The 16452-nt window shown below is 73.2% G+C and carries 15 protein-coding genes; 8 read left to right on the top strand and 7 right to left on the bottom strand.

Going from position 1 to position 16452, the window contains the following annotated elements; translation table 11 throughout:
• Positions 1-27 precede the first annotated feature (27 nt).
• Positions 28-444 carry a winged helix-turn-helix transcriptional regulator gene (locus QI554_RS26985; RefSeq protein ID WP_281473184.1) on the top strand — a complete coding sequence of 139 codons (417 nt, stop codon included), beginning with the start codon at positions 28-30 and terminating at the stop codon, positions 442-444.
• Positions 445-448: 4 nt separating this feature from the next.
• Here the strand turns inward: QI554_RS26985 and QI554_RS26980 are convergent, their stop codons facing one another.
• A complete protein-coding gene (locus QI554_RS26980; protein WP_281473182.1) occupies positions 449-802 on the bottom strand; it encodes a VOC family protein in 354 nt (117 codons plus the stop codon).
• Between the two features lie 142 nt (positions 803-944).
• On the opposite strand from QI554_RS26980, the gene QI554_RS26975 reads away from it, so the two are divergent.
• The 3 genes from QI554_RS26975 (at position 945) to QI554_RS26965 (ending at position 2841) form a co-directional block, all read left to right on the top strand.
• Positions 945-1532: a TIGR03086 family metal-binding protein gene (locus tag QI554_RS26975; protein ID WP_281473180.1), complete on the top strand. Its 588-nt coding sequence runs from the start codon at positions 945-947 to the stop codon at positions 1530-1532.
• Between the two features lie 50 nt (positions 1533-1582).
• Positions 1583-2017 (top strand): VOC family protein, encoded by a 435-nt coding sequence (locus QI554_RS26970; protein WP_281473178.1) that lies wholly within the window; start codon positions 1583-1585, stop codon positions 2015-2017.
• A 134-nt stretch (positions 2018-2151) separates the two neighbouring features.
• The gene (locus QI554_RS26965) at positions 2152-2841 is read left to right on the top strand and encodes a class I SAM-dependent methyltransferase (RefSeq protein WP_281473176.1); all 690 of its coding nucleotides are present in this window, start codon (positions 2152-2154) and stop codon (positions 2839-2841) included.
• Here QI554_RS26965 and QI554_RS26960 read toward each other — a convergent pair.
• Positions 2819-3619, bottom strand: a complete 801-nt coding sequence (locus tag QI554_RS26960; protein ID WP_425528064.1) for a GNAT family N-acetyltransferase — start codon at positions 3617-3619, stop codon at positions 2819-2821. The genes QI554_RS26965 and QI554_RS26960 overlap by 23 nt on opposite strands.
• Positions 3620-3857: 238 nt before the next feature.
• Between QI554_RS26960 and QI554_RS26955 the strand changes: the two genes are divergently transcribed.
• The gene (locus QI554_RS26955; RefSeq protein WP_281473172.1) at positions 3858-4679 is read left to right on the top strand and encodes an alpha/beta fold hydrolase; all 822 of its coding nucleotides are present in this window, start codon (positions 3858-3860) and stop codon (positions 4677-4679) included.
• Positions 4680-5578: 899 nt separating this feature from the next.
• On the opposite strand, the gene QI554_RS26950 is transcribed toward QI554_RS26955, so the two are convergent.
• On the bottom strand, positions 5579-6526 hold the full coding sequence (locus QI554_RS26950) for an arginase family protein (protein ID WP_281473170.1): 948 nt from the start codon (positions 6524-6526) through the stop codon (positions 5579-5581).
• Between the two features lie 427 nt (positions 6527-6953).
• On the opposite strand from QI554_RS26950, the gene QI554_RS26945 reads away from it, so the two are divergent.
• Both QI554_RS26945 and QI554_RS26940 read left to right on the top strand, forming a co-directional pair.
• Positions 6954-7622 carry a cyclase family protein gene (locus tag QI554_RS26945; RefSeq protein ID WP_281473168.1) on the top strand — a complete coding sequence of 223 codons (669 nt, stop codon included), beginning with the start codon at positions 6954-6956 and terminating at the stop codon, positions 7620-7622.
• Positions 7623-7857: 235 nt separating this feature from the next.
• A complete protein-coding gene (locus QI554_RS26940) occupies positions 7858-8424 on the top strand; it encodes a hypothetical protein (protein ID WP_281473166.1) in 567 nt (188 codons plus the stop codon).
• Between the two features lie 114 nt (positions 8425-8538).
• On the opposite strand, the gene QI554_RS26935 is transcribed toward QI554_RS26940, so the two are convergent.
• The 4 genes from QI554_RS26935 to QI554_RS26920 form a co-directional block, all read right to left on the bottom strand.
• Positions 8539-10824 carry a HelD family protein gene (locus QI554_RS26935; RefSeq protein WP_281473164.1) on the bottom strand — a complete coding sequence of 762 codons (2286 nt, stop codon included), beginning with the start codon at positions 10822-10824 and terminating at the stop codon, positions 8539-8541.
• Positions 10825-11069: 245 nt separating this feature from the next.
• A complete protein-coding gene (locus QI554_RS26930) occupies positions 11070-12620 on the bottom strand; it encodes a fibronectin type III domain-containing protein (RefSeq protein WP_281473162.1) in 1551 nt (516 codons plus the stop codon).
• Between the two features lie 960 nt (positions 12621-13580).
• The gene (locus QI554_RS26925) at positions 13581-13967 is read right to left on the bottom strand and encodes a hypothetical protein (RefSeq protein WP_281473160.1); all 387 of its coding nucleotides are present in this window, start codon (positions 13965-13967) and stop codon (positions 13581-13583) included.
• Between the two features lie 641 nt (positions 13968-14608).
• Positions 14609-15538, bottom strand: a complete 930-nt coding sequence (locus tag QI554_RS26920; protein WP_281473158.1) for an SDR family NAD(P)-dependent oxidoreductase — start codon at positions 15536-15538, stop codon at positions 14609-14611.
• Positions 15539-15697: 159 nt separating this feature from the next.
• On the opposite strand from QI554_RS26920, the gene fabG reads away from it, so the two are divergent.
• On the top strand, positions 15698-16435 hold the full coding sequence (fabG, locus tag QI554_RS26915) for a 3-oxoacyl-ACP reductase FabG (RefSeq protein WP_281473156.1): 738 nt from the start codon (positions 15698-15700) through the stop codon (positions 16433-16435).
• Positions 16436-16452 lie beyond the last annotated feature (17 nt).

The raw sequence follows: 16452 nt of genomic DNA, 5'->3' as shown, positions 1-16452 counted from the left end.
GCGGCGGCGTCGTGCGAGACTCGTCGGATGAGCACATCTGTCGAGCCCGGAGGGACCGCCGCCGCCGCCGGAGCCTGGGACACCGAGCTGGTGCCCGATCCGCGGGGCCGGACCGTGCGGCCGGTGGCCGGCTGTCCGGTCGAGGTCGCGCTGGCGGCGGTGTCCGGCCGTTGGACGACCCTGGTGCTGCGCGAACTCATGCAAGGGCCTTGCTCGTTCGGCGATCTGCGCGGTCGGCTGCCGGAGCTCAGCGCGAAGGTGCTCACCGAACGCCTGCGCGAGCTGGAGGACCGCGGCCTGGTCGGGTGTGTGCGGCTCGCCGGGTTTCCGGTGCGCACGCGGTACGAGCTCACCGCCGCCGGGCTGGCGCTGCGCCCGTTGCTGATGGAGTTGTACCGGACCGGAACCGAGGTGCTGGCGGCCTGGGAGGCCACCGGCACCTGACGGCTCAGGGCAGGTCGGTCGCGCGCGGGTGCCGCGGCTGGTACAGGCCGACTTCGCCGCCGCCCGGGAGGCGGAAGGCCGTGACGAGCCCCCAGCCCGCGCTCTCCGGGGACTTGGTGATCTCGACGTTGTGCGCGACGAGGTCCTCGGTGGTGGCGGCCAGGTCGTCGCACATCAGGTAGAGGTCGCAGGACGGCGCGTCGTCGGTGGGGTGCATCGCGAGCTCGGTCGGCGGGGCCTTGAAGATCAGCCAGCCGTGCCCGGCGTCGACGTACGGGTAGCGGAGGACGTCGCGGAAGAAGGCCCGGTCGGCTTCGGCGTCGCGGCTGTAGAGGATGACGTGCGCACCGTTGATCATGGTTTGAGGGTAGAGGAGCGCTTTTCGTGGTGTCGGGAGGACACACGGGCGGGTCCGGCAGCGATGAGTTTGTGAGGCCGCAGGAGTCTTCCTGGTGACATTCGGGTGCTGGTGCACCCGTCAGACGAGCCAGGGGGCGGACGTGGAGCGGAGTCAGGACGACGTCGTGGTGCTGGACCGGGCCGTGCGGCAACTCGCGGACCTGGTACGGGAGATCCGCCCCGAGCAGGGCGGGCTGCCGACGCCGTGCGCGCTGTGGGACGTCCGGCAGCTCGTCGGGCACGTCGTGGAGGAGACCACCCGTTTCGCCGCCGTGACGGAGGGCCGGGACGGCAGCGCGGCAGCCGGGGTCGGGGACGCCGTCGGCGAGGACTGGGCGGCGGCCTTCGACGCGGCCGCGGCGCGGCTGACGGAGGTCTGGCACCGCCCGGGTGCGCTCGACCGACCGCACAAGCTGCCGTTCGGTGCGGTGCCGGGCCGGTGGGCCGTCATGCAGCAGACCACCGAACTCGCCTTGCGCGCCTGGGACATCGCGCGGGCGATCGACTCGCCGACGCGACTCGACGAGGAGGTCGGCGCGCTGACGCTGCGGTGGAGCCGGGAGAACGTCGTCCCGTCCATGCGCGGCGAGGCGGGTGGCGGCTACATCGGCCTGGAGGTCGAGGTCGCGGACGACGCCCCGGTGTACGACGCGCTGGCCGCCTTCTCGGGGCGTGACCCGCGGCGGTGAGCCGGCGCGGCGGCCGACTCGTGGCGGGGGCGATGGGTAGCGTGCCCGGCATGGCGTACTACTTCCAGGTGACCATTGACGCGTCCGACCCGCACACGCTCGCCGACTGGTGGGCGGAGACGTTGGGTTGGGACGTCGAGCCGAGCGACGAGGCGATGATCCGCGGCCTGGTCGCCGCCGGGCACGCGAGCGACGACGACACGATCACGCACAACGGCGTGCTGGTGTGGAAGGTCGGGCAGGCCATCCGGCACCCGGAGGGGCTGGAGCGGGCGCCGCGGGTGCTGTTCCAGCTGGTGCCGGAGGCGAAGACGGTCAAGAACCGCATGCACTTCGACGTGCGGGTCGGCGACGATCCCCGCGAGGACGTCGTCGCGCGGCTGGTCGACCGCGGCGCGACGGTCCTCCACGAGGGGCGCGTCGGGCCGTCGGTGTGGACGACGATGGCGGACATCGAGGGGAACGAGTTCTGCGTGTCGCGGTAGCGCGGTAAGACGCGGAGGACTTTGCGGACCGGGGTGGCGGGCCTGTTCTGGGACAGGCCTGTCCCGGCGCTCCGGAACGCCCGCGCCCGCCCGTTCGTTGGCGGGCTGGTTGACCGTCGCGGAAGGGGCCAGGAATGGGCACGAGTTCGCAGCACGGAGCCGGTCCGGGCGAGATCACTCCGGACGGGTGCGCGGTCGAGTTCTATACGCTGCTGCCGGTCATGGGCGAGCCCGACATCGTGCACGATGCCGTCCCGCCGGGCGCGTCGATCCTCGAACTGGGCTGCGGGACGGGGCGGATCCTGCGGCCGCTCGCCGCGCTGGGCCATCCGGTCCTCGGCGTCGACGAGTCCCCCGCGATGCTTGCTCGCGTCGCCGACCTGCCGACGGAGTGCGCCGAGATCGAAGGGCTGGATCTGGGGCGGTCGTTCGACGTGGTCCTGCTGGCCAGCACGATGCTGAACGCGGACGCGGAGCTGCGGCGGGCCTTCCTCGCCACCTGCCGCCGGCACGTCGTCGCCGACGGCTGGGTGGTCGTGCAGCGGGCCGACCCCACGTGGTTCGCCACCGTCGAGCCCGGGTCGCGGGACCACGACGGCATCCGACGGGTGATCAGGTCGGTGCACCGCGAGGGCCCGCGGGTCGACGTCGTGATCGACTACCACGTGGGCGACCTCACGTGGACGCACGAGTTCAGCCGCCATCCGGTCGACGGGGACGAGCTCTCGGCGGATCTCGGGGCGACGGGACTGGCGTTCGACCGGTGGCTGACCGACGACCGCACGTGGTTCACCGCGCGGGCTATCCCAGTTCGCAGCTCGTGACTCCGTAGAAGCCCGGCACGTCGACGTCGGGGGCTTCGCCGCGGTACATCCACGCCATCCGGCCCGTTTCGCGGAGCCCGCACTCCTCCATGACGGCGATGGCGTCCGCGTTGGCTTCGGGGACGTCGACCGTGATCTCGCCGGGCATGGCCGCGCCCAGCGCCCGGAGCAGCGCGGACGCGAGGTCGGGCGTGTCGGCGTACAGCGGGCCGATCCGGATGGGGCCGCTGCCGGGGCGGATGACGCCCAGGGCCCTGATGCGCCCGTCCTGGACGGCGGCGAGGGTGGTCCGGTCGGGCAGGGTGGTCCAGGTCGCGAGGAAGGCGTCCCTGGGGGCGGGGAAGAACCGCCGGTCGTAGGCGGCGAGTTCGGCGAACGGGAGGGTTCCGGCGTCGACGATGGTGACGCCGTCGGGCAGCGGGCCCGCCGGACGCGGGGTGCCGACGAATCCGACGGCGTCCCACGCCGCCTGGAAGCCCGACTTGCGGTAGTTGTCCTGTTGGGCGAACACACCGCACAGGCCGACGGTGCGGCCTTCGAGGCGCTCCATCGCGGCACGCCACATCCGCATGCCGTAGCCCTGGCCGCGCAGCTCGGGTCGGACGATGTAGTAGCCGAGGAAGCCGTAGTCGGCCCCGTAGCGGACCGCCGAGACGCACGCGACCGGCTCACCGTCGAGGCGCCCGACCAGGAAACCGTGCGGATCGGCCGCGGCGAAGGGGATCCGGTCGGAGAGGCCCTGGTTCCAGCCCTCGTCGACCGCCCAGCCGGTCATCATCGCCAGGTCGCGGCTCCCCGCGTTGCCGATCTCGAACACACCCACGGCTGACACTCCCCCTTGGAACGGTCGGCGGACGCTTGGACAACGCTACGGGACGGGTGGGGGATGCGGTGTCGCGCGACGGGGGCGACTCGGAGCGGCGTGCGAGCCCCGTGCGTGGGTCGCGCGCGAGCCCCGTGCGTGGGTCCCGTGCGCGGGATGGTTGACTTGGTCTATGAAAATTGGGGACGCTGTGGTGCCTGCGGTACATCGGTTCAGCACAGGCGGCGCGCCCGCTGACGTCACGGCGGTCTTCGCGCATGCGACCGGCTTCCACGGGCGTGTGTGGGATCCGACGGTACGGCGGCTGACCGGCGTCGACGCGCATGCGGTGGACCTGCGGGGGCACGGGGACACGCGGATGCCCGAGGGCTACGACTTTCCGTGGTCGGCGTTCGGCGACGACGTGCTGTCTGTCGTGGACGGCCTGCCGACGGAGGCTCGGGACGGCGAGGTCGTCGGCGTCGGCCACTCCTGCGGCGGAGCGGCCCTGGTGCTGGCGGAGGCGGCGCGTCCGGGGACGTTCCGGTCGCTGTGGCTGTACGAGCCGGCCGCCTTCCCGCCGCCGGCTGCCGGCCAGGTGCAGTCCAACCCGCTGGTGGAGCCCACGAAGCGACGCCGTGCGGTGTTCCCCGACCGGGCCGAGGCGTACCGGAACTACGCGTCCAAGCCGCCGATGGACGCGTTCGCCCCGGAGGTGCTGGCGGCGTACGTCGACCACGGGTTCGTGGACGAGGGCGACGGGGTCCGCCTCAAGTGCCGGCCGCTCGACGAGGCCCAGGTGTACGTGTCGTCGCTGGTCGCCGACGTGTTCGAGGCGATGGCGAAGGTGCACTGCCCGGTGGTGCTGGTGCAGGGGGTCGAGACCCCGTCGGGACGCTTCGGCCGCCTCGCGGAGCAGTTCCCGAACGCGAGGCTGGAAGTCCACCCGGACCTCGCCCACTTCGGCCCGCTGACGCACCCTGAGCGGGTTGCGGCGTCGATTGCCTCGTGGCTCGACGAGGGGGCTTGGCGGTAGGGCGTGTTGGGCCTGCGTCGTTGCGGCGTGGGGTCCTTGCCTGCACCGTTCCTGACCTGGCTGTCGGCGGTGTCCTGGCGCCCCTCCCGATTTTTGATGGTCCGCGCGGCCGAACGGCTGTCAAGCCGCGGTGGACCGGTCGTCAACAGGTGGCCTGTCGCGTGCTGGTGGGGGCGGCTTGACAGCCGCCCGTCCGCGCAGACAACCCGGCAGCTGTCGGGAGGGGCGCGGGGTGTGAAGGCGCGCGTGTCCGGGTTCGCGCTGCCGGGCTGCGGTCCCAGCGTGGTGGGGCGGGCGGTGCCGGTCGGGGGCGGCCGTGCCGGCGGGTCGGTCGAGGGGCTGCGGCCACCGAGGCTTACTGAAAACCGTTTTCGTGTGACGGATCGGGCAATGTGTTGCCACATCCGCCTCTTGACGGAAAGCCAATAGGGAATCAGCGAAACAATGCCCGCATTTGGTCCGATATGGGCCTGGTGAGGGTGGGTCATGGGTCTTCAAGACCGGTCGCGGGCACCACGCTGGGACCGCAGCCCGGCGACGCAACGCACCCGATGCGCCTCCACACCGCCTCCCCCTCCCGATAGTTGCCGCGGTTTTAAGCGCGGCCGGGCGCCTGTCAAGGCGCCTCCCCGACACGCGACAGGCCACCTGTTGACGACTGATCCACCGCGCCTTGACAGGCGACCGGCCGCGCGGACAATCCACAATCGGGAGGGGGAGGTGGCCACCGCCGGCATGCAGGTCAGGGGACCGTGCATGGTCTTCGACTCCCACGCCGCAACGCGACAGCCCAGCCTCCGTACCCCCCTGGCCACTGTGCCGTCACGTATGCGAATCACCAGAACTCCCTCATCAGGGGGTGTTCGCGTCACACTTGCGTCACTCGTCGACGGCGCCGGCTAGCCCGGTGTCGGGCCGGGGAGGACTTCGGCCAGTAGGGCAACCAGGCGACGGGCGCCTTCTCCTGATGGGTCGAGGTCGGGGCGGTAGTCGGCGATGCTCATGCCGATGAGGGCTGGCGAGTGTCCCAAGGGGCGTAGCAGTTCGGTGATCTGCGTCCAGTCCGGGCCGTCGGGTTGGGGGTAGGTGACGGCGGGCAGCGCGGTCGGGTCGAGGACGTCCGCGTCGAGATGGAGCCACACGCCTACCTCGACGTCGCGCAGCCGGGCCTCGGCGTCGCGGCCGCAGGCGGAGGGGTCGGCGCGTACGGCGTCGGCGTCGTGGCGGCGGAGGCGGTCCGGGAGGCGGGCGGTCTCGGCTGCGGCCGCGGCGTCGATCCCTCGGACGCGGTGGCCGAGCAGGACCACGTCCTCGGGACGGACGGGTGGCCCGGACTCCCCGAACAGGCCTGGCAGTTCGGCCGCGCCGGTCAGGGCGGCGAGGTCCATGTCCGCCGTCTCGCCTGTGTCGGAGGTGGTGCCGTCAACGTAGTCGGGGTGGCCGTCGACGAACCAGAGTCCGGTCCCGGCGTCCAGCGCGGCGAAGACCCCGAGCAGCAGGCTGCAGTCGCCGCCGAGGACGAGCGGGCGGCGGCCCGGGTGGGCGCGGCGGGCCGCACGCAGGGCGTCCGCGAGGTTGGCGGCCGCGCGGACGGTGTCGTCGAGCGCCCGTACGCCCGAGGCCGGGTCGCGGTCGGTGGTTCGGATGTCGGTCATCGCGTCGCCCGCGTCATGCCCGGCCGCGCCGGTCCACGCGGCCAGTCCGGCGTCCCGCAATGCCGCCGGCGCCAACTGCTCCCCGCGGCCCGTCCCGGAACAGTCCCACGGCGCACCGAGGAGGAACCACCCCGTGTCGAGGACCGGGCCGGGGACGTCGGACTGGGGCGCAGGGCTGCTGCGGGTAGCCATGCGTGCAGTGTGACGCACAGGCTGCACAGTCGCGGTGAGGCTCGACGGACGCAACCGGGCCCGTCATCGCGCGCGTCGGTCGTTCGCCTCCCCCTTCCCTCCCCCCGCCCCCCGTGTCGCCCTGCCCCGCCATCCCCCGCGGGGGTTGTCTGGTCCGGGCCTGCGGCGTACAAACCGGGGCATGGGACGGGTTCCGGTTACGGATGAGGCGCAGTTGCGGGCGATCTTTGCGCGGTGTTCGAACTGGGGGCGGTGGGGGGACGACGACGAGCTCGGGACGCTCAACCACATCTCGTCCGCCCATCGGGTCAGGGCGGCCGGGCTCGTGCGTGAGGGGCGTGTCGTGGCGCTCGGGCAGGCGCTCTCGGCGCATCGAAGTGCGGGTAATACCAGGCCTATTCAGCATCACCTGTTATATGAGGCGCACATGCCCGTGTCGGCGCTGGACTACGTCGGGATGGTGCCGCACGGGCTCGGTCTGACGCATGTCGACGCCGTCGGGCACGTGTACTTCGAGGGTGTCATGTACAACGGCCGGCTGGCGAGTGACTGTGTGATCGCCGGTCGGGGCCTGACGTTCGGTGCGGTGGCGGCGCAGCGGGGTGGGATCGTGACGCGCGGGGTGCTGCTGGACGTCGCCGCGGCACGGGGCGTGGACTGGTTGGTGCCCGGCGTGTTCGTGACGGCGGACGACCTGGCGGCCGCCGAGCAGGTGTGCGGTGTGGAGGTCGGCACGGGCGACGCGCTGTTGGTCCGGATCGGGCTGGGCGCCCGCGAGCGGGTGGAGGGGCCGGAGGACCGGTCGCTGCGGGCCGGGTTGGACGCGTCCGCGGTGGAGTGGCTGTACGAGCGCGAGGTGGCGCTGTACGGCGGCGACTGCATCGAGCGGATGCCGTACCCGAGCGCGGTCATGAAGGCGCCGCTGCACCAGATCGGGCTGGTGTCGATGGGGCTTGCTCTGCTGGACGCTCCGCTGGTCGAGGAACTCAGCCGGGCGTGCCGGGAGTTGTCCCGGTACGAGTTCATGTTCACCGCCGCGCCGCTGCCGATCCAGGGCGGGACGGGGTCGCCGGTGAACCCGCTCGCGGTGTTCTGAGCCCTGGCATGCCATTGACGCGAAGCTCTACTGCTTCTGCCACAAGCGTGGTACAAAATTCGAGGACACCCACCCGGATGGTCTGCGACATCCCACAGTCGCCCCCGGATTTCAAGGGTGGGCCCCCTCTTTGTGCTGATCACTCGTGGTGCAGACTCTTGCGCGTCCCATCCACCACGAGAGGTTTTCGTCCCCCATGCGTTCTCTCCGTTCCACCCGTACTTCCGTTCTTCGCGTGACCGCGGTGGCCGCGTCCGGCATCGTCGCGATGTCCGCGCTGACCGGCTGTCTGGGCAAGGACGACAAGAAGGCCGCCAGTTCCAGCAGCTCGTCGTCGGCCACGGCGAGCGCCGACGCCACCGCGTCGGGCAAGTCCACGGACTCCCCCGCGGGCAAGCCCTCTGGCTCCTCCACCGGCACGAAGAAGCCGGGCACCGCGAACCCCTCGGCGAGCAGTGACAAGGTCAACCGCATCGACCTCAAGGTCGGCGACTGCGTCAACTTCGAGGGCGAGAAGATGAGCAAGACGTCGTGCACGGGTCCGCACGCCGCCGAGACGGTGGGCGTGTACACCATGCCGTCGACGATGTCCCCGACGTCGCTGTCGTACCAGAAGGACATCGAGGCGAAGTGCTCGGAGTACGGTGACCCCGTCATCAAGCGCCAGCCGAACGCCGACAAGCTGAACATCTCGTTCGTCTACCCGACGGCGTCGTCCTGGATCATGGACAACGACAAGACGCTGCAGTGCTTCGTCGGCAACGACGACAACTCGCCGATGCCCGCGGGCAAGCTGAAGTAATTCGGCGTCGCCACCACTGACGCGCACACGAACGGGCCCGGGGTCGACACCGACCCCGGGCCCGTTCGCGTTACCGCTCGTTCCTGCTGCTCCCCCGCTCGCCCCTGGTCCTTTTCAGCCTTCTTCGGCCGCCACGCCCAGGAGTTCCGCGGCCCATCCCCGGTCGCCGTCCGGCACGGCGACGACGAGGCTGCGCGTGGCGCGGGTCAGGGCGACGTAGAGCGTCCGCAGGCCGCTGGGCGCCTGGTCGACGATGCCGCGCGGGTCGGCGATGACGGCGGCGTCGAACTCGAGGCCCTTGGCGTCGAGCGCGTCCATCACCTGTACGCGCTCGGGGAGTCCGGCGAGCGCGTCCACGAGCGGCGCGGTGGCGCCGACCGGGGTGACGACGCCGACGGTGCCCTCGACGTCGTCGAGCAGCCGGTTCACGGCGCGCAGCACCTCGGCGCCGAACTCGGCGGCGGGGGCCCAGACGAGCCGCGGCGGTTCGCCGCCGGTGCGGACGGCCTTCGAGGGGCGGGCGCCGGGGACGGCCCGCACCAGCACCCGCGCCGCGACGGCGGCGATCTCCGCCGGGTTGCGGTAGTTGGTGGTGAGCTCGAACTCGTGGCGGCGCCGGTCGCCAAGCGCGTCCGTCATCGCGGCGCCGGACGCGGGCAGGTCCTCCCAGGCGCTCTGCGCCGGGTCCTCGACGATCGTCCATGTGGCGTGCGGGCCACGGCGCTTGAGCATGCGCCACTGCATCGGCGCGAGGTCCTGGGCCTCGTCGACGACGATGTGCGCGAACTCGTCGGGCTCGCCGTCCTCGTCGTGCGCGCCGCGGCCGCGCTGCCGGGCCATCCGGTCGGCGTACGTGGTGACTTCGCGGAAGTCGTCGGACGGCGCGGAGGTGCGGACGCTCTCGCCGGTGAAGATGTCGTAGCCGTCGACGATGTACGGGTTGTCCTCGTCGGGCAGCCCGGGCGTGCGCGGCCTCGGCTTCGGCAACGGGCCGACCAGCGTGTCGATTTCGTCGAGCAGTGCGACGTCGAGGAAGGACACCTCGCCGGTGCGCGCGGTGCGTTCCCAGCTGCGCGCGAGCAGTTCGACGTGGTCGCGGCCGAGTCGGCCGCGCGAGGCGCGGTCGAGGCGGGCCGGGTCGGCGAGGCCGCGCAGCACGTCCAGCGGACGGGTCAGCGGCCACCACGCGTTGAGGAACACGCGGAACTCGTCGCGGGCGGCGACGTCTTCGAGGAACGCCTCCTTCTCGCCCCGGGCCGCGCCGCGCGACGCGAGGCGCTGCCACAGCTCGGCGAGCAGCGTCTTGGCGGCCTGCACGCGCTGCCCGTTGGGGCCGCGCCGGGCGCGGTTCAGCAGTTCCCGCCTGATCCGGCGCAACGTGCCGGTGTCCAGGACGACTTCGGTGCCTCGGTGCTTGATCCGCAGTTCGGTGGGGGCGCCCGCGGGCGTCTCGTCGACGGCGCGGCGCAGCAGCGGCACCATGCCCGCGGCGCCCTTGAGGCGCGCGACGTCGGCGGTGTCGTGGTAGCTCGCGCTGATGCCGTCGACGAGGTCGCCGAGCGAGTGCAGCACGGCGCCGCCCTCGCCGAGCGACGGCAGGACGCGCTCGATGTACGCGGTGAAGCGCGGGTTGGGCCCGACGACGAGAACGCCGCGCGAACCGAACCGCTGCCGGTGCCGGAACAGCAGGTAGGCCACGCGGTGCAGGGCGACCGCGGTCTTGCCGGTGCCGGGTCCGCCGCGGACGATCACCGAGCCGTCGGCGGGGGCGCGGATCGCGTCGTCCTGCTCCTGCTGGATGGTGGCGACGATGTCGCGCATGCTGCCGTCGCGGGTGCGGCTGAGCGCGGCGAGGAACGCGCCGTCGCCGACGACGACCAGGTCGTCCGGGGCGTTGTCGGGGTCGAGCAGGTCGTCCTCGACGTCGACGACCTGGTGGCCGCGGCAGTGCAGCACGCGGCGCCGCACGACGCCGTGCGGGTTGTCCGGCGTGGCCTGGTAGAAGGCCTCGGCGGCGGGGGCGCGCCAGTCGACGACGAGGATCTCGCTGTCGGCGTCGCGCACACCGATGCGGCCGATGTGCCACACCTCTGCGTCGGTGCGGTCGAGGCGGCCGAAGACGAGCCCGTCGTCGGCGGCGTCCAGGGTGCGCGCCCACAGTTCGGCGCGGAAGACCATGGTGTCGCGTTCGACCAGGGAGCCGACGGTGCCGACCTGCGCCTGCTTGTAGCCCTCCCGGAGCAGGGCCTGCGCTTCGCCGCGCATGGCCTCCAGGCGCAGGTACGCGCGGTCGACGTGCCGCTGCTCCGCCTCGATCTCGCGGTCCTTGGCGGTCGCGTCGGCGCTGTCGGCGCCCGCGGGGACGCTGGGCGGCTGCTGCCCGGCAGGGGGCAGGGGCATCGGGCTGGCTCCTCGTACAGGTAGGGCAAAAAGGAAAAGACTAGTGCCCCGGGCCGACGGTTATCCGCTCCGGGCACTACTGCCCCGAGCGGACGCTCATGTGCTGCGGTTGGAGGGCGTGCGGAGCGGGCGCCTGCCAGGCGCGCCGGAGCGCGCCGGGCGCGTGGGAACCTGGCGTTCGCCGGGAACCGCGCGGCCGCCGAGCGCGCGACGGGCACCCGCGGGACGGCTCTGCCGCCGGGGGCTCAGCCCCGGTAGGCGCGGGACGCCCGCAGTCGCCGTACCGCGACGATTCCGCCCGCGAGGCCCGCGGCGCCCAGGAGGCTCCACGCCCACAGCGCGAAGTGGCCGCCGCCGGAGCCGTCCGACGAGGTCGGGGTGCGGGCCGCCTGCTGCCCGCCGACCGGGCCGTCGGTCGGGGTCGGCGCGGGCGGCTGCGCGACGCTGAGCACCAGCCGGGCTTCGGCCTCCTTGGCCGGGGTCGAACTGTCGGCGACCTTGGCGGTGAAGGCGGCGTCGCCCGCGTCCGTCGGCGTGCCGTTCAGTTCGCCGGTCAGCGGGTCGAGGATGATCCCGGCGGGCAGCGTGCCGTCGACCGACCAGCGGTAGGGCGCGGTGCCGCCCATCGCCTGGAGGGTCGCCTTGTACGGCTGGCCGGCCACGGCGGGCGGCACGTTCGCGGTGGCGACGCTCAGGGACGCGGCGGGCGTCGCGGAAGCGGTGGTGGACTCCGGGGACGCGCCGACCGCGTTGGTGGCGCGCACCGTGTACGAGTAGGCGGTGCCCTGGGTCAGCCCGGTGTCCGTGTAGATGAGCGTGGCTGGCGTGACGCTGCCGATCTGGACCGGCGCGGGCGACGGGCCTCCGGTCCGGTAGATCTGATACGACGTCAGCGGCGATCCGCCGTCGTCGCTCGGCGGCATCCAGGACAGCACGTTCTGCCCGTCGCCTGCGGTGGCGGTCAGCCCGCTCGGCGCCGCCGGGATGGTGATGCCGGACGCGGTGAGCGTCACGGTGCGCGAGCCGCCGGGGATGTTGCCGCTGAAGGTCAGCGTGCCGGTGAGCGGGCCGCGCGCGCCGACCGTCACCTGGACGGCGACGCTGCACGGGCTGCCGGGCGCGATGCGCGTGTTCGCGGGGCAGCTCGTACCGGTGTTCTCGACGGCGAACGGCGGCGTCGCGGTGATCGAGGTGAGTGTGAGGGGCGCGCCGCCGCTGCTGGAGAAGGGCACGTTGCGGATCGCCGAGCCGGGGGCCGTGACCGGGCCGAAGTCGACGCCGGTGGGCAGTCCGCCGATGTCGCCGGCCGGGACGGTGAACACCAGCAGCGCGTGCGGTGCGGCCGGGTTGGCCTTGGGCTGCGTGGCCGCGTTCGGGAACACCTGCGCGTTGGCCGGGAATCCGGCGGTCGCGCCGCCGGCCGGGGCGGACAGCCAGGGTTCGAAGATGCTGGGGCCGAGCGTCGTCGCGACCTGGTCGATGGTGACGGTGACGCTCTGGCCGCCGCGCAACGGGCTCGACCCGCCGACCGCGGCGGTGGCGCTGGTGACCGAGCCCGGACCGGCCGCGGTGGAGGCGCCGTAGAGGGTGACGGCGACCGAGGTGGCCTCGGCGGGGATCGGGACGGAGTTCACGCCGGCCTGCGTCACGTCGACCTGCTGCTGCGTGGTGACGAGGAGCAGCCCGCGCTGCGGGAGCGAACCGGCGTGCGCGGCCGGGACCTCGACGTGCGGCGCGGCGCCCGCGCCGGGGGCCGCGGAGACCACGGCGAGCAGCAGCGCGGCAGCCGACGGCACGGCGCGCCGGACGCGACGCGACAGACGAAGGGCGGGAGCGAAGCGGCTCGAATCGACAAGGCTGGGAGCGAAGCGACTCGAATTTGGGTGGTGGGGGGCGACGGGTGGGCTGAACGGCCGTGCGAAGCGGGCCGGTTCTGCGCGTCCCAGGCGTTCGTTCATGTCGGTGGAGACCCCCCGTGCGCTGCGTCCGGTACCGGACGGCGTCGCAGCTCACGGTGTGCCCGGTCGGTCGTACGCGCGGATGCTAGCGCCCGACGGCCGCGACCGGGAGACCGGTCCACGGCGAGATCACCCGAAGGACGTCCGGGCTGCGTGCAGGTGGGCCAGCGTCAGCCGGGACGGGCGGAAAATACCGCACAAACCAGGACAGTACGACCGCCGCGACGACGTCGATCCGGCACCCTCACGAGGTGGTCCGGCGCCGTGGCCGCACGCTCGCCGACGGCGCCGCGCCACCCCGGCACGAGACCGCCCCTGACGAACGAGCCGCGAGCGAGAGGCCCGACACGACGCAGAGCGATCGGCGCTGCCGCGACGCCGAGGCCTGCAGGCGAGTGGGGACGCCTTGCGCTCCGCGGCCCGGCCGAGGCCCGGCCCCGGCCGACGGCTGCGCGAGGGGCGTGCGCGCTGAACACCGACGCCGCCCGTGTCCGCGTGGCGTTCGACGAACGCGCAGCGGCCTGAGCGGGAGCACCTGAGCGGGAGCACCTGAGCGGGAGCACCTGAGCGGGCGGACCTGGGCGTGGAGCCGGGCCCGGCGCGGCTTCGGAACGCAGCGGCCCGGCCGCGTCAAGGGTTGGCACCACCCACAGGGCCCGCGCCCTCGCCGGGGAACGCATACCGCCCGGTGACCGGCGACCGACAGGGGTTGGAGGGTCGGACGCCGGCCACCGGGCGGAGTTCTGGTCGGCCCGGGGGCCGTTCAGTGGGCGGGCTCGGGGCCCGCTTTGTGCTGGGTCAGTCGCGTGAGCCACAGGGGTGGAGGCCCTGGGCGTCGTCGTCCGGCGCGGTGGGGCGGGGCTGCTCTGCCGGCCGGGTCGCGGCCTTGGAGCGGGCCGCGGGGGTCCGCGGCGCGGTGGCGCCGTCGAGGACCCACTCGCTGCCGGCCTTGCGCCAGCGCAGCGGGCCACTTTCGCGGGTGGCCTGGCGGTCCGTCAGGTACGCGTCCCACAGGGCCGCCTGGCGCCGGGCGCGGCCGCGAAGCCGGTCCGCGACGGAGCCCTTGGTGCGCGGCCCGGTGGGCCGCCAGTCGCGTCCGTCGCGGCTGTCGGCGCCGAGGACAGGGCCGAGCACCGCCACCGCAACGATGAAAGCTATAAGCAGACTTGCTGTTCCGAACTCCATGATCTGGTACCTCCCCGCCGTCGACCGCAGGGTGCGGCCCGGCCCGGCGGCCGGCCCCCCCGGCGGGGGGGCGCCCGGGGCGGGCCCGGGCCCGGGGCCGCCCCCAAATGCCCGTGGGGGCGGCCCGGCCGGGGGGCCGGCCCCGGCGGCGGTGGGCCGCCGGGGCCGGCCGGGGTCCGGTCGCGGCCCGATATTCCGGATCGGCCGCTCACTTCCCTCGGTCGGGTCAAGTCTTGGCGATCCGCGACCATGATCAAAGGTCCAATCGGCGCCGAGTGGCCTGGGCCAATTCCGTTTTGACCGCCGCCCGCCCGCGAAGCGGCCTCTCACCGGTACACGGTGTCCGCTCCCGACGAACCGGTCGGTTCGCCAGGCCAGCGCGCCATCGCTCGTCCTGATCACGCGGGCGAGCCCGAAATCGACGGTCCGCGAGCGGCAGAGGCCACCCGTCGGGCATCGTGGGTGCGTAGGATCTCGGCACCGGCCGAAAGGCCGGTGGCCATGACCCCCGCCGTCGGCTCGGCCGGCGGGCGGGTGAACCGGCGAGGCGCGCACCTCCCCCCAGCGCGCCGCCGGGATGGGATGGGCCCGCAGACATTCCCCCCGTCTGCGGGCCCGTTTCCCTTACCTGCCTTGGTCGTTCACGCCGGCGGGAACTTCTCCCCCACCAGTTCCTCGGACAGCGTCCACAGCCGGGCCGCCGACTCGGCGTCCCGCGCCCACGGGGCGTGCTTGTCGCTGATGCCGCAGTCCTCCAGGTACAGGCCGCCCTGCTCGGCGAGTTCGGGCGCGGTCGCGGCCCACACCTGCGTCGCCGCGCCCGCCGGGACGGACTTCATCGCGGGCATGTTCGCGCGGCTGATCTTCGACTGCAGCTCGGCGCCCGCCTCGCGGTTCATATGCCGGCCGAGGTTGGTGCGGATCATGCCGGGGTGCACGGCGTACGCGCGGACGCCGCGCCCCGCGAGCCGCCGGTCGAGTTCGACGGTGAAGAGCACGTTGGCGGTCTTGGACTGCCCGTAGGCGAGCCACGGGTGGTAGTCGGTGTGCTCGAAGTTCGGGTCGTCCCAGCGGATGTCGCTCGCGGTGTGCCCGGCGGAGCTGAGGTTGACGACGCGCGCCGGCGCACCGCGCAGCAGGGCGGGCGCGAGCAGGTTGGTGAGCAGGAAGTGCCCGAGGTGGTTCGTGCCGAACTGCAGCTCGAAGCCGTCGGCGGTGCGCTCGAACGGGGTGGCCATCACGCCGGCGTTGTTGACGAGCAGGTCGACGCACGGCCGGCGGTCGAGGAGTCGCACGGCGAACTCGCGCACGGACGCGAGCGAGGTGAGGTCGAGCACACCGGCCTCGACGGAGACCGGGGCGCCGGCCGCCTCGCGCACGGCGTCGAGCGCGGCCTCGCCCTTGGCGGCGTCGCGCGCGGTGAGGACGACGTGCGCGCCGGCGAGGGCGAGCACGCGCGCGGTCTCCAGGCCGAGCCCTGAGGTGGCGCCGGTGACGACCGCGGTGCGGCCGGCCAGGTCGACGCCTGCGGCGACCTCGTCGGTGGTGGTGTCGGGTCCGTAGGTCGGCATGGCGGGCGCCCTCGCATTTCCTTGACTTGATCACACATTACGCCCGTCGCACTATGCGGCACCCGACCGGCCAAGACAAGCCCGCCGACCCGCCTCCCCCGCACGGGCCGGGTCAGTACGCTGGCCCGGCAGACCGGCGGTGCGACGGGGAGGACGGCCATGCTCGAAGGACGCGGCGCGGTGGTGACGGGTGCGGCACAAGGCATCGGCTACGAGATCGCCCGGGTGTTCTGCGCGAACGGCGCGCAGGTCGTCATCGGCGACAGGGACGGCGACGCGGCGCTCGCCGCCGCCGACCGGCTGACCGCCGAGGGCGGCACGGCCATCGCGGTGACCTGCGACGTCACCGTGCCGGAGCAGGTCGACGAGCTGGTGCGGACCTGCGTCGACGCGTACGGCAGCCTCGACGTCTTCGTGAACAACGCGGGGATCACGCGCGACGCGACGCTGCGGAAGATGACGCTCGACGACTTCGACACGGTCATCGACGTCCACCTGCGCGGCACCTGGCTCGGCACCCGCGCCGCGTCGCTGGTCATGCGCGAGCAGGGGCACGGCGCGATCGTCAACATCTCGTCGCTGTCCGGCAAGATCGGCCTGCCCGGGCAGACCAACTACAGCGCCGCCAAAGCCGGCGTCGTCGGCCTGACCAAGGCCGCCGCGAAGGAGCTCGGGCACCTGGGCGTGCGGGTCAACGCGGTGCAGCCGGGCCTCATCCGCACCGCCATGACCGAGGCGATGCGCCAGGACATCTGGGACGCCAAGGAGCGCGAGGTCCCGCTCCAGCGCGCCGGCGAGCCGTTCGAGGTCGCCAACGCGGTGCTGTTCCTCGCCTCCGACCTGTCCAGCTACATCACCGGGACGGTCGTCGAAGTGACGGGCGGCCGCGGCATGTAGCCGACCGCCTCGGGCCG

Origin of the sequence: Yinghuangia seranimata (genome assembly GCF_029953285.1) — a bacterium.
GTDB lineage: Bacteria > Actinomycetota > Actinomycetes > Streptomycetales > Streptomycetaceae > Yinghuangia > Yinghuangia seranimata.
Note: the sequence above shows the minus strand (reverse complement) of the source record. Positions and strands in the feature narration are given on the sequence as shown.

Excerpts from the sequence above, each read along its gene's own strand:
- QI554_RS26980 (WP_281473182.1), bottom strand. The coding sequence starts at position 802 with ATGATCAACGGTGCGCACGTCATCCTCTACAGCCGCGACGCCGAAGCC.
- QI554_RS26985 (WP_281473184.1), top strand. The coding sequence starts at position 28 with ATGAGCACATCTGTCGAGCCCGGAGGGACCGCCGCCGCCGCCGGAGCC.
- fabG (WP_281473156.1), top strand. The coding sequence starts at position 15,698 with ATGCTCGAAGGACGCGGCGCGGTGGTGACGGGTGCGGCACAAGGCATC.
- QI554_RS26925 (WP_281473160.1), bottom strand. The coding sequence starts at position 13,967 with ATGGAGTTCGGAACAGCAAGTCTGCTTATAGCTTTCATCGTTGCGGTG.
- QI554_RS26960 (WP_425528064.1), bottom strand. The coding sequence starts at position 3,619 with ATGATGACCGGCTGGGCGGTCGACGAGGGCTGGAACCAGGGCCTCTCC.
- QI554_RS26950 (WP_281473170.1), bottom strand. The coding sequence starts at position 6,526 with ATGGCTACCCGCAGCAGCCCTGCGCCCCAGTCCGACGTCCCCGGCCCG.
- QI554_RS26920 (WP_281473158.1), bottom strand. The coding sequence starts at position 15,538 with ATGCCGACCTACGGACCCGACACCACCACCGACGAGGTCGCCGCAGGC.
- QI554_RS26970 (WP_281473178.1), top strand. The coding sequence starts at position 1,583 with ATGGCGTACTACTTCCAGGTGACCATTGACGCGTCCGACCCGCACACG.
- QI554_RS26945 (WP_281473168.1), top strand. The coding sequence starts at position 6,954 with ATGCCCGTGTCGGCGCTGGACTACGTCGGGATGGTGCCGCACGGGCTC.
- QI554_RS26935 (WP_281473164.1), bottom strand. The coding sequence starts at position 10,824 with ATGCCCCTGCCCCCTGCCGGGCAGCAGCCGCCCAGCGTCCCCGCGGGC.
- QI554_RS26965 (WP_281473176.1), top strand. The coding sequence starts at position 2,152 with ATGGGCACGAGTTCGCAGCACGGAGCCGGTCCGGGCGAGATCACTCCG.